This window comes from Pseudomonas koreensis, assembly GCF_036668835.1.
GTDB classification, from domain to species: Bacteria; Pseudomonadota; Gammaproteobacteria; order Pseudomonadales; family Pseudomonadaceae; genus Aquipseudomonas; species Aquipseudomonas koreensis_I.
Map to the genome: position 1 here is coordinate 727,478 of NZ_JAZEVW010000003.1, position 13,880 is coordinate 741,357.

The 13,880-nt window shown below is 59.2% G+C and carries 9 protein-coding genes and 1 tRNA gene; 1 reads left to right on the plus strand and 9 read right to left on the minus strand.

All coding sequences use genetic code 11. The features are described from left to right. Positions 1 to 24: 24 nt before the first annotated feature. From pqqB to V6F91_RS12545, 6 genes are all read right to left on the minus strand, one after another. Positions 25 to 936, minus strand: coding sequence for a pyrroloquinoline quinone biosynthesis protein PqqB (pqqB, locus tag V6F91_RS12520; RefSeq protein WP_332764781.1), 912 nt, complete (start codon positions 934 to 936; stop codon positions 25 to 27). 81 nt (positions 937 to 1,017) lie between these two features. Continuing rightward, positions 1,018 to 1,092, minus strand: coding sequence for a pyrroloquinoline quinone precursor peptide PqqA (pqqA, locus tag V6F91_RS12525; protein WP_003444522.1), 75 nt, complete (start codon positions 1,090 to 1,092; stop codon positions 1,018 to 1,020). 156 nt (positions 1,093 to 1,248) lie between these two features. Further along, positions 1,249 to 3,663: a pyrroloquinoline quinone biosynthesis protein PqqF gene (gene pqqF / locus V6F91_RS12530; RefSeq protein ID WP_332764783.1), complete on the minus strand. Its 2,415-nt coding sequence runs from the start codon at positions 3,661 to 3,663 to the stop codon at positions 1,249 to 1,251. A 38-nt stretch (positions 3,664 to 3,701) separates the two neighbouring features. Then, positions 3,702 to 4,496 (minus strand): carbon-nitrogen hydrolase family protein, encoded by a 795-nt coding sequence (locus tag V6F91_RS12535; RefSeq protein WP_332764785.1) that lies wholly within the window; start codon positions 4,494 to 4,496, stop codon positions 3,702 to 3,704. Positions 4,497 to 4,508: 12 nt separating this feature from the next. Then, positions 4,509 to 6,191 (minus strand): flavin monoamine oxidase family protein, encoded by a 1,683-nt coding sequence (locus tag V6F91_RS12540; protein WP_332764787.1) that lies wholly within the window; start codon positions 6,189 to 6,191, stop codon positions 4,509 to 4,511. A gap of 223 nt (positions 6,192 to 6,414) precedes the next feature. Further along, on the minus strand, positions 6,415 to 6,876 hold the full coding sequence (locus tag V6F91_RS12545; RefSeq protein WP_186649321.1) for an Lrp/AsnC family transcriptional regulator: 462 nt from the start codon (positions 6,874 to 6,876) through the stop codon (positions 6,415 to 6,417). 481 nt (positions 6,877 to 7,357) lie between these two features. Between V6F91_RS12545 and V6F91_RS12550 the strand changes: the two genes are divergently transcribed. Further along, positions 7,358 to 7,603, plus strand: a complete 246-nt coding sequence (locus tag V6F91_RS12550) for a hypothetical protein (RefSeq protein WP_332764794.1) — start codon at positions 7,358 to 7,360, stop codon at positions 7,601 to 7,603. Between the two features lie 446 nt (positions 7,604 to 8,049). On the opposite strand, the gene V6F91_RS12555 is transcribed toward V6F91_RS12550, so the two are convergent. From V6F91_RS12555 to rpoD, 3 genes are all read right to left on the minus strand, one after another. Further along, positions 8,050 to 8,126: transfer RNA gene (locus V6F91_RS12555), tRNA-Ile, on the minus strand. Between the two features lie 15 nt (positions 8,127 to 8,141). Beyond that, positions 8,142 to 11,888 carry a bifunctional diguanylate cyclase/phosphodiesterase gene (locus V6F91_RS12560; protein ID WP_332764796.1) on the minus strand — a complete coding sequence of 1,249 codons (3,747 nt, stop codon included), beginning with the start codon at positions 11,886 to 11,888 and terminating at the stop codon, positions 8,142 to 8,144. Positions 11,889 to 12,014: 126 nt separating this feature from the next. After that, entirely contained in the window at positions 12,015 to 13,862 is a 1,848-nt protein-coding gene (rpoD, locus tag V6F91_RS12565; RefSeq protein ID WP_332764797.1) for an RNA polymerase sigma factor RpoD, read from the minus strand. Between the last annotated feature and the right edge of the window lie 18 nt (positions 13,863 to 13,880).

Consider the following 13,880-nt stretch of genomic DNA (forward strand, 5'->3'; position numbering starts at 1 on the left):
GCTTGCTCGCGAAGAGGCCGGTCGCTACAACACAATACTCATGCCATCAAACGCCACTTCAACATTGCGCCGCGCGAGTTCTGCGCGCTCGGCCGAATCCTCGTCGAGAATCGGGTTGGTGTTGTTGATGTGAATAAGAACTTTGCGTTGCTCGGGAAGCTGTTCCAGCACTTCGAGCATGCCGCCGGGGCCGTTCTGCGCCAGATGGCCCATCTCGCGACCGGTACGGGTGCCGACGCCACGACGCTGCATTTCATCGTCGTCCCACAGCGTGCCGTCGACCAGCAGGCAATCACTCCCAGCCATGATTTCCAGCAGCGGCGCATCGACCTTGCCCAGACCCGGCGCGTAGAACAATTTGCCGCCGGTGTTCAGGTCTTCAACGATCAAACCGATGTTGTCGCCCGGATGCGGATCGAAACGGTGCGGCGAATAGGGTGGTGCTGCACTGCGCAGCGGCAGCGGGGTGAAACGCAGGTTCGGGCACGCGGCGACGGTGAAGCTCTGATCGAGTTCGATGCGGTTCCAGTCCAGCCCGCCGTTCCAGTGGGTGAGCATCTTGAACAGCGGGAAACCGGTGCTCAGGTCTTCGTGAACCATGTCCGTGCACCAGACCTGATGCGGGCAGCCTTCGCGCAGGCTGAGCAGGCCGGTAGTGTGGTCGATCTGGCTGTCCATCAGAATGATCGCGCTGATGCCGGTGTCACGCAGGGCGCGGCCCGGTTGCATCGGGGCGAAGCTTTGCAATTGCGCGCGGATGTCCGGCGAGGCGTTGCACAACACCCAGTTCACGCCGTTATCGGAAATCGCGATGGACGATTGGGTGCGGGCCTTGGCGTTCAGGCTGCCGGCGCGAAAGCCTGCGCAATTGACGCAATTGCAGTTCCACTGCGGAAAACCGCCACCGGCGGCCGAACCCAGAATCTGGACGAACATGAACGCTCCATCATTTCAACGCGGAAAATAAAACGCCCCGGCGAGCCGAGGCGTTGCACTGCGATTGTGCGTAAGCAGAACTCAGCGGCTGGCGAAGTACATGGTGACTTCGAAGCCGATACGCAGGTCGGTGTAAGCAGGTTTGGTCCAGGCCATGAGATGTCTCCTTCTGTGGGTTGGGATAGCGCTATCCATAGGTATAGTCCACGGCAGCGCGGTGATGTTCCAATTAGTTAGGCGGCTATGTTACTCAAAATTTCAACGCGATGACCCGTGAATCTTTGAGAAAGCTCCTTGCAGCCTCGGTAATGATCATTTCGCCGCTTGCCAGGGGGCGGCGGGAGCCGGAGCGCTGGCGAGACAGAGCCAGCCGCCTTCGGCGTCGAGCAGGCGTTGCGCGGCGCCGAGCAGTGTCGGGCGGTCCAGCGCGGCAATGGCGGCGACCAACCGCTCGAGATAATCCGACGAATGGCCGGCAAGCCGGGCCTGCCAGAGCAGCTCGGCCGCTTCTTTAAAGCCGAGCTCAGTTGCATCGAATTGATCGGCAAGGCTCTGCCGTTGCTGGCTGAGGCTGGCTTCATTCATCTGCTCAATCAGCGCTGGGAGGCTATTGAGGAACTGCTGGATGTTTTCGAGCAGTTCGTCAGGCTGCGCGTTGGGCGATTGCACGCCAAACACCAGCGCGATGCGGCCATGGATCTGACGCAAGGCGCTGAACACCGCGTAGCCCAGTTGCAGCTCGACGCGCAGGCGCTGATAGAACGGCGTCTGCAGCAATTGAGCGAGCAAGCGCCAGGCGGCTTCATCGGCCACGTCCCGGCTGGGGCTTGGGCAGTGCAGCAGCACGGCGTGTTCGGTGGACGCCGTGTCGATATGTTGCCAGAGGTATCGGCCGTTGATGGCACAAGGCGCAGACAGATGATGGTCCGGTTGGCCGGGGATGCGACTCAAGGCCAGGCCCATGGCAGATTGGCTTTGCGGGCTGAACCCCAGCGCGAGGCCGTCCCAACGTGCCGTTGTCCACAAAGGTGCAGCGTCATCCGATGCGCCGACAGGCTCCAGGCAACTCTGCGGCAAAGCCTTGAGCAATTGGCGGATCGGCATCAACGGCGTTTCCGGCTCGCCACGCGGGGAATCGGTGGAGACCGATGTCAGACATTTCAGCGCGTGCTCCAGCACGCCGGGCATGGGCTCTTGCAGGCCGGTGAGTTTCAGCAGCCATTGGTTGCCCGTTACGCTGAACGACACCTCGACCCCGGCCTCGCCGGCGTCTTGCCGGATCTGCTGAAGGCTGCGCTGCAGTCGCGCTTGCAGGTCAACGCTGGCGGCGGCGGCGAGTTGCCAGCGCAGATATAACGCGCCTTCATCACCGGTGCCCGGCAATGCCTGGCTGAACTGCATCGGCGAGCGTTCGCGGCGGCCGCGTGAGCGGTCCTGAGCGAACGTGCGCAGGCCACGGTGCGCGCTGGTCTGGCCGCGGATCAGTCCGGCGTTGGCCAGCGGCTCATCGGCGCGCAGGAAGGGGTTGGCGGCTGGCAAGTGCCAATGCGGGCTGAAGTTATCCACAGCACCGAGTTCGCGCAGAATGTTTTTCAGTGCTTCGACGGCGCAATCAGGCAGGCCGTTTTGCAACTGTTCACTGTCCAGCCGCGCCAGTTGCAGCGCACCGCCGATTTGCTGCTGCCGTTGCTGCACAGCTGCATATTCCTCACGCAGCGGCGCCCAGTCCTGTTGTGCGAAGAAGCTCAACCAATCCAGCGATTGCTGGTGAATGACGCTCAACGTTTCGGCGCCCGCATTGAATTGCAGATGCAGCAGCGCCTGCCCATCGAAGTGATAAAGCGGCAGCGCCTTCAATCCCTCAGCGAGGTTTTGCTCGCGCAAATACGCCAGCAACCCACCGGGCTTGGCGCTATTGAGCCAATGGCAGAGAAACGCCAGCGCTTCAGCAGAAGATTGCGGTAATGCATCGAGCGCAAACAGCAAATTACCGTGCGCCCCGTCGACCTGTTGATAACTTTTCACCGCCAACGGCACACGCGCTGCCTGCGCGACTTTATCCCCAGTCGGTAGCGCGGCGGCGAACTGCTCGGCCAGTGCAAGCAACTGTTCCAGGCTTTGTGGCCCGGTCAGGCTCAATGTCATCTGCCCGCTGCGATAGAAACGCTGGTGGAAATCTTTCATCGCTTGTTGAAACGCCGGCAGTTCGACTTTCAGGCTGTCGCGATTGCCCGCATGAAAACCCCGCAGCGGGTGTTCTGCCGGTAAACCTTCGTACAGGGCAAGCTGCTTTTGCGCTGTCGGATCCTGCGACCAGGCGACATATTCCGCTTGCAGCACTTCCCGTTCGCGCAATTGATCGTCCAGATTCAGACGCGGTTGCGCGAGCATGTCTGACAGACGCTCCAGCCCACCGTTCAAAGATCGCACAGGCAATTCGAAGAAAAAGTCGGTGGTGCGCTCGCGGGTGCTGGCGTTCACCTGGCCGCCGTGGCCCTGAACGTAGGCCATCAGCCCTTCCGCCGCCGGGAAACGCTCGGTCCCGAGAAACAGCAAATGTTCTAGAAAATGCGCCAGCCCTGGCCACGCCAGCGGCACGTCGTGGCTACCGGCCGCCACGCGCAAAGCGGCAGCGCTACGCTTGAGGCCGGGCGCATGACGCAGGGTCACGCGCAAGCCGTTGGCCAGAGTTTCAGTGTGAGAGCGGGGGTGAGTCGGCGCGGGCATGGGCACTTCCAGAACGGTGAAGTGCCAATGCTAGCGGATTAGCGCTGGTTCAGCGCGGCGTAAAGTTCGGGGCGGCGATCGCTGAGGTAGCGATTGGCGGCTCGCGAATCGTTCATCAACTGACGATCCAGCTCGCCAACGATCAGCGCTTCGTCGAGACCGGCCAAGGCAATGCGGCTGCCGTCCGGAGCAGCAATGCTGCTTTGTCCGCAATACTGGATGTCGCCTTCGTGACCGCAGTAATTGGCGTAAGCCACATAGCATTGGTTTTCGAAGGCGCGTGAGCGCACGGTGACATCGGCAACGAAATCGAACGGAATCATGTTGGCTGTCGGCGCCACGATCAGTTCGGCGCCAGCCAGCGCCAGACGGCGGGCGTTTTCCGGAAACTCCAGGTCGTAGCAGATGAGAAAGCCGAGCTTCCAGCCGTTCAGCTCGACCACCGGCAAATTCGCCTCTCCCGGACTGAACATCGATCGGTCGAGGTCACCGTACAGATGCGACTTGCGGTAATTGGCCAAGCGCTCGCCCGTCGAGTCGATCAACTGCACGGCGTTGTAGATCTGCCCGTCTGCGGTGCGCTCGGGATAACCGTAAACGATCGCCATGCCCGCAGCCTTGGCAATTCGGCCGATCTGCTGCGCCCATTCACCGTTGTAGACCTCGGCCAGGGTGCTGACCGCTTCGGCGCCGATGTTATAGCCGGTCATGAACATTTCCGGCAGCACCAGCAGGTCCGAACCGTTGGCTTCCATCGCCACCCGGTGCAAGCGGTGCAGGTTGGCGGCGGGCTCCAGTGGCAGCGGTGGACATTGGTAAAGGGCTACACGCATCGAAGAATCCTCTTACTCGGGCAGGGCGATAGGGCCGATGTCTTTGAACACATCACCCGGGCCCGGGTTCGCTTTATGTGTCGAACCGCCGAAGTGCTTCATGATCCCCCACACCGCATTCAGCGAAGTCTGCACTGCGCCCTCGACCCACGCTGGTGTCCACGATACGTCGTCACCGGCAATGAAGATCCCGCGCTGTTCGGCCGGCATATCGTCTTGCATGAAATGCGCGTACATGCGCTGATTGTAGCGATAGTGGCCGGGCAGGGCGCCTTTGAAGGCACCCAGGAAATACGGATCGGCTTCCCACGACACGGTGATCGGGTCGCCAATGATCCGCGCTGCAATGTCGACCTTGGGGTAGATCTTCTTCAACGCGTTCAACGCCAGCTCAACACGTTTTTCCACCGGGTGCGGGAGCATTTTCAAAGCGTCGCTCATCCACGAATACGACAGGCAAATCACCCCTGGCTTGTCATCGCCGTTGTCGAACAGGTAGGTGCCACGAGTCAGGCGATCGGTGAGCGTCATGCTCATCAGGTCGCGACCGGTTTCCGGGTCCTTGTCCTTCCAGAACGGCCGGTCGACCATCACGAAGGTTTTCGACGACTGCATGTAGCGCGTGCGGTCCAGCGCCATCCACATCTTCTGCGAAAACAGGGTTTCGTCGCACTCGATCTGGGTGGTCAGCAGCCAGCTCTGGCAGGTGGTCAGCACGGCGGCATATTCGCGGGTGTCGCCGTTGTTGTCGGTGACCGCGAAACGGCCTTCCGGTGCATGGGCAATCTTCTTCACGCCGGAACGCGGCGCGCCACGGTGCAAGGACTTCAGGCTGGTGCCGGCGGGCCAATGCGCGCAGCGCTCCGGCACATGCCGCCAGATGCCCTGCGGCACTTGCTCGACGCCGCCAACCACCAGATGCTGGTGATCGTCGCAATTGGTCATCACCACACGGAAGATTTCCAGCATCGAGTTGGGGAAGTCCGAGTCCCAGCCGCCGGTACCGAAACCGACCTGACCGAACACTTCGCGGTGCTGGAACGACAATTTGGCGAAGGCTTTCGATGTAGCAACGAAGTCGTAAAAGGTCCGGTCGTCCCACAATGGAACGAGCTTGTTCCACAGCTCTTTGAGGCGCGGCACATCGCGGTCGCGGATGGCTTGTTGAATATCGGAGAACTGCGAACCGGCCTCCAGCGCATCCGCCCAGGCATCAGCCACCTCTTGGAACAACGGAGGAAGATCCTTCAGGCTTTCTGCGTAATAGGTTTCGCCTTCCAGATCGATCACGGTGCTGCCGGAGGCGCCGGTCAACGGGTTGGGGAAAGGCTTGGTTTCGAGGCCGAGCTTGTCGACGTAGTGATAGAACGCCGTGGAGGACACCGGAAAGCGCATGCCGCCGAGTTCCGCAACAATGGCGTCGGTACCGTTGAAGGCTTGCGAGCGCAGACGACCGCCCAGTTTTGACGCCTCGTACACCACCGGTTTAAGGCCAAGCTTCATCAACTCGTATGCAGCCACCAGACCGGCAATGCCCGCGCCGACAATCGCCACTTCAGCGCCGTGATGGTGCTCCGGAATACTGCCCAGACCGGCCGGATGTTCGATCCAGTCGTCGAAAGCGAACGGAAAGTCCGGGCCGAAAATGGTGACTGGTTTCTTACCGTCTGCAGGATGGCGATTGTTCTTGTTCATGGCTGACCTTGCTGGCGACCCGACGCGGAATGCGCGTCTGAGTATAGGAAAAGATGCCAGCCATTCTAGGGAGCATGGAACACGTTAATAAGACGCAATGTGTCGTCGTTTTGCTATTAGGCTGTGCAGAACGACGATTCCGGGCTTCACTTCGATCACTGTGGGAGCGGGCTTGCCCGCGAAGAGGCCTGCACATTCAACCGAGAAACCCCAGCGGGAAAATTCAAACCGGCTGCCCCCGATCAATCTTGCTACTCAAAATGATCGAAGTCGTGGTCTTCTCCACCCCGTCGACACTGCCGATCTGATCCAGCAACTGATCCAGCTGCTCCGGCGAATCGGTCCGCAACCACGCCACATAATCAAACTCGCCACTCACCGCACACAACTGCTGCACCTGCGCCATCGCGCTCAAGCGACGCAACACCTCCTTGCCGGAACGCGGCTGCACCTTGATCCCGACATAGGCCTGCAACCCACCATCAACCACACGCTGACCCAAGCGCACGCCATAACCGGTGATGACTTTGGCCTTTTCCAGACGTGCCAACCGTGAAGTCACCGTGGTTCGCGCGATGCCCAGCTGCCGGGCGAGCATGGCCACGCTTTCGCGAGCGTTGATTTGCAGGGCGGCGATCAGCTGGCGGTCGATTTCGTCGAGGGTGGGGGGGCGGGTATCTGGCAAAGGTGGCTCCGATAGCATGAGCAATGAGGTTCGGATGTTACAGGGTCAATCACGTTGGAGCATACGGCGGCACCTATCGTCGTCGACGAAGATGCGAACGGATGGGACGGTTGCTCTTGTCAAGTTCAAGGGCTATTATCGGCACGTCAGCACAGACCGGAACTTTGCAAGCAAAGGGTGTTGATTTCGGTGGCGCGAGCTACTCCTAGCCAGTGAGCGGGATAAACGGGAAACCGTGAAAGGACAGGCCGATATTGAGATTTACAAAAAGCCCCGATGCGCAAGCATCGGGGCTTTTTGCTTTCTCTCAAACGGATTTCCCCGCGTTACGCATTTCCAGAATGTAGCGGACGTTATGAGGTTTTCCTTTCGGCAGCTTCGCTCGTCCCCAGTCAGCGACCTCGTAGGCGGAAATGATTCGGAGTTTCAGACGGTTCGTCGTGTTCTGCGGCTTGCTGATCGAAAAAAAGAGCGCGTAGTCATGCAAATCAAGGCAGTAGTAGCGCTGACTGTTTTCTACGTAGAAGGGCACAGCCAGACCTTTGAAAAAACGTTTATGCAGGTAGTCTGTAATCTGGCTGCTGCGGTAATGGCGGTCCGCACAAAAATACCGAACCTCTCCTCTGTGTCTGAGCGGCTGGCCGTTACCTTTGTCATCGGTAAAACAGTGGAAGCCGAATTCAAATCTGACGACAAGCTGTGCTCAGCGACGTCGAACGCAAGTTGAAAGGGTTGTAAATGCGCCATGCAGTATTTGCGTCCGCCAATAAGCAGGTCTTTCCATTCCATAGTGATTGTCGCCGAACGTGCAACGAGCGCGATGTGGGGAGTCACCACGTTCGTTTGAGTCGAATGGCAACCATGCGTAGGTTGGAAAACGGAAACCAGGAACCGGCACGTCTAAGGCGTCTTATTTACGGGCGCCATAGCTAAAGAGCGAAGCGCTGTTGCTGTTCACTGATTTCGACGGGTTTCCAAGCCTAGTCGCTGATAAGCCGCGACGTCTGGAGAGTATCCCTGGGAACATAATCCCAACAGGCATCAAAGCGCTCAATATCGCGAATTCAGAATTTACCTACAGTCTCGGGGAAGTCTTCCGAGCTTTGCGTTTGTGAGGTAGCAGCCTGATCACCCGCCCACAAAAAAGCCGCGCATATAGCGCGGCTTTCAATTTGGTGGGCCCACACGGACTTGAACCGTGGACCAAAGGATTATGAGTCCTCTGCTCTAACCAACTGAGCTATAGGCCCTCAGTAGGTCGCGGATTATAGCGACGGTTTCTCGGCTGTGCTATCCGAAAAATCCGATACGGTTACACGCAGAAACGTTGCGGCGAATTCTTCCGGTGGCAGTGGCAGGCTGACGATGTAGCCCTGGATCTGTTCGCAGCCTTCGGCGGCGAGGAATTGTTGTTGTGCCTGGGTTTCGACACCTTCGGCGATGACGGTGAATTGCATGCTTCGGCCCAATGCGATGATGGCTCGGACAATCGCCGCGTCGTGGGGGTCGTCGGGCAGGCCGCGGACGAATGACTGATCGATCTTGAGGATGTCCAGCGGCAGACGCTTGAGATAGCTGAGCGAGGAATAACCGGTGCCGAAGTCGTCGATCGCCAGTTGCACGCCGAGGTGTTTGAGCTGGTGCAGCACGGCCAGCGCCTCTTCGGCCTGACTCATGATGAAATTCTCGGTAATTTCCAGTTGCAGTAAATCCGGCTGGAGGCGGTTGTCCTTGAGCAGTTGCTCAATGCGTCCGAGCAGATTCGGCTGGCGCAGTTGCGCGCCGGCGAGGTTGACCGACAGCGGGCCGAGGCTGTCGTAGACCTGATTCCATTCGAACATCTGCCGGCACGCCGTCTCGAGCACCCAGTCACCGATCTGCAGGATCATGCCGTTTTCTTCGGCCAGCGGTATGAAGTGCTCGGGTGGTACGTCGCCAAAAGTCGGGTGACGCCAGCGGATCAACGCTTCGGCGCCAACCAGACGATGGTCGGCCAGACTGATTTTCGGTTGGTAATACAGGAGCAGTTCGTCCCGCTCGATGGCCCGGCGCAGTTCGTGTTCAAGCGCAATGCGTTCGCTGGCCTGGGCGGTGAGGTCGCGCGTATAGCTTTCGACGCGGTTGCGGCCCTTGGCCTTGGAGCGATACATCGCCGCGTCGGCGTTCTTGACCAGCGTGGCGACGTCGCTGCCGTCGCGCGGATACAGGCTGGTGCCAATGCTGGCGCTGATGAAAAACTCATGCTCACCCGCCTGGAACGGTGCGCCAAAGCAGTTGAGCAGCTTGCTGGCGATATTGTCGGCATCACTGGCTTGCTGCAGGCCGGGCAGCAGGATGATGAATTCATCGCCGCCCAGACGTGCAACGGTATCGATATCGCGCAATTGCTCTTTCAAGCGGATGGCGATGCCCTTGAGCAGCAGGTCGCCAACCGGGTGACCGAGGCTGTCATTGATGTGTTTGAAGCGGTCGAGATCGAGAAACAGCACGGCGCCCTGACCGCCGTTCTCCTGTTGACCATTGAGCGCCATCTGCAAACGACTTTCGAACAATGTGCGGTTCGGCAGACCGGTAAGCGGGTCATGATGCGCCTGATAATCGAGCTTGGCCTGGGCATGCTTGAGGCTGGAAATGTCGGCGAACACCGCGACAAAGTGGGTGATGAACTTGTCGCGATTGCGCACCGCACTGATGGTCAGCCAGCTTGGGTACAACTCGCCGTTCTTGCGCCGGTTGGAGATCTCGCCTTGCCAGTGACCTTCGGCGGTCAACTGGTGCCACATTGCCGCGTAAAAGGCGCTGTCATGCAGGCCGGAAGCGAGCAGGCGTGGGGTATGGCCGAGAGCTTCGCTTTCGCTGTAACCGGTGATCTCGGTGAAGGCGCGGTTGACCGCGCTGATGTGCTGTTGGGTATCGGTGATCAGCACGCCCTCGGCGGTGCTTTCGAACACGGTGGCGGCCTGCTGCAGTTTTTCCTGCATCAGATGGCGCTCGGTGATGTCACGGGCGATGGTCAGCATGCAGTCTTCTTCGCCGATCGGCAGCGGCCGACTGGACACTTCGCAGAGGCGAATCTGCCCGTCACTGCGGCGGATATGGCAGGTGAAATCGCGGACGAAGCCGTCGCGTTGCAGCAGGTCGAGCATCTGCTTGCGCTCATTGAGATTGACCCAGATGCCCAGATCAAGTGTCGAGCGGTCCACTGACATGGCGCTGTTGAAGCCGGTAATGCGGCTGAAGCCCTCGTTGACTTCCAGCAGCAGACCATCGCTTTGGCGCGACAGCAGCAAGCCATCCGGTGAAGCGTGGAAAGCCTTGGCGAATTTCTCTTCAGAGGTTTGCAGCTGCTGCTGGGTTTCCTTGAGCTGGGTGATGTCGCGGACGACGACCACCAGCGCCGCGGTGGCGTCCAGATCGAATGGCTCGGCGGAAATCAGACCGGTGAACACTTGGCCGTTGTTGCGACGAAAAGGCATCTCCAGGTTGCGGATGCTGCCCGCCTGCAATCGCTGGAGCAGTCCCGGGCCGACGCCGGGAATTCCCCAGATATTAAGATCGGTCGCGGTCTGCCCGAGGACGTCCCTGGCTTTCAGTCCGATCTGCTCTTCAAACGCTTCGTTGACTTCCAGCAGGCAGCCATCGGACAGCCGCGCGATCACCAAAATGTCCGGGCACTGTTGAAAGACCGAGGCGAATTTCTGCTCCGAGAGACGTAGCGCTTCTTCAGTGCGCTTGATCTCGCTGATGTCGATCATCAAACCGCGCATCACCGGTTCGTGACCATGTTCAATCAGGCTGACGATGTCGCGCACCCACAGACAGCGGCCGTCGGCAGTGATGACCCGGTAATCGACAATGTGATCACGACCTTCACGCAGGGCCTCTTTGCAATAGTTTTGCGTGCGGGTCAGATCCGCCGGGTGAATGATGTTGTGCCAGAACCCGGGTATCAGCCAGTGAGATTGCGGATAGCCGAGCAAGTCCTCGGCATGGGGCGAGACATAGCTGTAGGTGAAGTCGCTCATCCGCGCTTCCCAGGCAATGGCCGACAAGCTTTCTACCAAGCCACGGTAGTGATATTCGCTGCTGCGCAGCTCCTGTTCGAGATCGATGCGACGGGAGATTTCCGAGCTGAGGCGGCGGTTGATGCGGATCACCACGGCAAGGATCGTCATCAACAGCAGCAGCCCCGGTAAACCGTAGATCAACAGATCGGACCAGAATGTCCGATGATCGAGGACGTTCCCGACCCACTGCTCCTGAATACTGCTGATCTCATCCGGGCTCATGTCGGCCAGCACTTTGTCGAGAATCCCCACAAGCACTTTGTTGTCGCGCGGCACGGCCATCGCCAATTGGTAGCGATAAGGGGTTTCACCGCTGACATACAGGCCGTCGAGCTTGAGCTGGCGCAAGCTCCAGACACTGGACGCGAGATCGCCGACGACCGCGTCGACTTCATCGGTGGCGAGTGCCTGCAACGCCGAGCTGACGTTGGGCATTGCCACCAGATTAAGATCCGGATGATGAGTGCGCAGCAGTTCGTGGGGCGCGTAATTTTCCACCACAGCGATTTTCAAACCGTACAGATCGCCAATCTTGCGCGGCTGCGCGCCACCGATATGAGCGAGGATAACGATCGGAAAATCCAGATAGGGACGGGTGAACGACAGGTAGGTCTGGCGTTCAGGGGTCGACATGATGCCGGGCAGCAGATCGATCTTGCCGCTTTTCACCTGTTCCAGCACCACGGTCCAGCTGACCGGTTCGATTGGCGTCAATTTGATCGCCAGGCGTTGGCGAATCACGCCGATATAGTCGGCGGCCAGGCCCTGATAGCGGTTCTGATCGTCACGAAACTCGAAAGGTGGCCACGACGCGTCGACACCCAGGCGCAAGTCCGGGTGCGCCGTCAGCCAGCTGCGTTCTTCATCGGTCAGAGTCAGCGCGTCAGCCGTTGCGGTCCAGATCATCAGTGACAGCAAAAAAAGCACGGGCGCCAATCTGTGCATAACGCTCTCGTTATGGCTCGGGGATGATTGGTTCGAGTGTAGACGGGGTATGCAGGGCAGGGGCGGTGCGGAGAATTTAATCTGCCATATAAACAAAACCCCCGGCCTGGGCCGGGGGTTCTGGTATCACTCGTCGAGGAAGGAGCGCAGATGCTCGCTTCGTGTCGGATGGCGCAGCTTGCGCAGCGCCTTGGCTTCGATCTGACGGATCCGCTCACGCGTTACGTCAAATTGTTTGCCCACCTCTTCGAGCGTGTGGTCGGTGTTCATGTCGATACCGAAACGCATGCGCAGTACTTTTGCTTCACGGGCAGTGAGGCCGGACAGCACTTCGCGAGTCGCTTCTTTGAGGCTCTCAACGGTGGCGACATCGATTGGCGACTGCATGGTCGAGTCTTCGATGAAGTCGCCCAGATGGGAGTCTTCGTCATCACCGATCGGGGTTTCCATGGAGATCGGCTCTTTGGCGATCTTCAATACCTTGCGGATCTTGTCCTCAGGCATTTCCATACGTTCGCCCAGCTCTTCCGGAGTCGGTTCGCGACCCATTTCCTGCAACATCTGCCGGGAAATGCGGTTGAGCTTGTTGATCGTCTCGATCATGTGCACCGGAATACGGATGGTGCGGGCCTGGTCGGCGATCGAGCGAGTGATCGCCTGACGGATCCACCAGGTGGCATAAGTCGAGAACTTGTAACCACGACGGTATTCGAACTTGTCCACCGCTTTCATCAGACCGATGTTGCCTTCCTGGATCAGATCGAGGAATTGCAGGCCGCGGTTGGTGTACTTCTTGGCGATCGAGATCACCAGACGCAGGTTGGCTTCAACCATCTCTTTCTTCGCGCGGCGGGCCTTGGCCTCACCGATCGACATGCGACGGTTGATGTCCTTGATTTCTGCGATGGTCAGACCGGTTTCGGTTTCCAGCGCGATCAGTTTCTGCTGGCAACGAATGATGTCCGGCTGCACGCGACCGATGGCTTCGGCGTACTTGCTCTTGCCTTTGGCCAGAGCGTCGGACCAGCTTTCGTCGACTTCGTTTCCCGGGAACTGACGCAGGAAATCGGCGCGCGGCATACGTGCATCACGTACGCACAGTTGCATGATTGCGCGCTCTTGCTGACGCAGACGATCCAGGGCGCTGCGAACACGCTCGACCAGGCCTTCGAATTGCTTCGGTACCAGTTTGATCGGCATGAACAGCTCGGCCAGTGCGAGCAACTCGGCAATCGCTGCCTTGTTGTTGCGACCGTGCTTTTTCAGGGCCTTGCGAGTGACTTCCATCTGGTCGGCGACGGCGCCAAAGCGCTGCGCAGCGATGACCGGATCCGGACCGCTTTCGGCTTCTTCTTCATCATCGGAAGCGTCGGCTTCATCGTCGTCGGTATCGTCGTCTGCCTTGACGGCTTTCGGGTCAACCGGCGGCGGCACTTCTGCCGCCGGCGGCGCAATGCCGTCGTCCGGGTCGATATAACCGCTCAGAACGTCGGACAGGCGACCACCTTCGGTGGTGACACGCGTGTACTCGGAGAGAATGTGGTCAACCGTGCCAGGGAAGTGCGCGATAGCGCTCATCACTTCACGAATGCCTTCTTCGATCCGCTTGGCGATTTCGATTTCGCCTTCACGAGTCAGAAGCTCTACCGTACCCATTTCACGCATATACATGCGCACAGGGTCAGTGGTGCGACCGATATCGGTCTCCACCGCTGCCAACGCAGCGGCTGCTTCTTCCGCAGCGGCCTCGTCGGTATCGGCGTCGGCCAACATAAGGGCGTCCGCATCCGGAGCACTCTCGTGTACGGGGATCCCCATGTCGTTGATCATGCGGATGATGTCTTCCACCTGCTCCGGATCTGAAATATCCTCGGGCAGGTGGTCGTTGACCTCGGCGTAAGTCAGATACTTCTGCTCACGACCCAGTTTGATCAACTCAATAATACGAGACTGCTGTTGCGCTTTTCCGGACATAACACCCTATCCACTGAA

Excerpts from the sequence above, each read along its gene's own strand:
- V6F91_RS12535 (WP_332764785.1), bottom strand. The coding sequence starts at position 4,496 with ATGCGTGTAGCCCTTTACCAATGTCCACCGCTGCCACTGGAGCCCGCC.
- V6F91_RS12560 (WP_332764796.1), bottom strand. The coding sequence starts at position 11,888 with ATGCACAGATTGGCGCCCGTGCTTTTTTTGCTGTCACTGATGATCTGG.
- pqqB (WP_332764781.1), bottom strand. The coding sequence starts at position 936 with ATGTTCGTCCAGATTCTGGGTTCGGCCGCCGGTGGCGGTTTTCCGCAG.
- V6F91_RS12550 (WP_332764794.1), top strand. The coding sequence starts at position 7,358 with ATGCAAATCAAGGCAGTAGTAGCGCTGACTGTTTTCTACGTAGAAGGG.
- rpoD (WP_332764797.1), bottom strand. The coding sequence starts at position 13,862 with ATGTCCGGAAAAGCGCAACAGCAGTCTCGTATTATTGAGTTGATCAAA.
- pqqF (WP_332764783.1), bottom strand. The coding sequence starts at position 3,663 with ATGCCCGCGCCGACTCACCCCCGCTCTCACACTGAAACTCTGGCCAAC.
- V6F91_RS12540 (WP_332764787.1), bottom strand. The coding sequence starts at position 6,191 with ATGAACAAGAACAATCGCCATCCTGCAGACGGTAAGAAACCAGTCACC.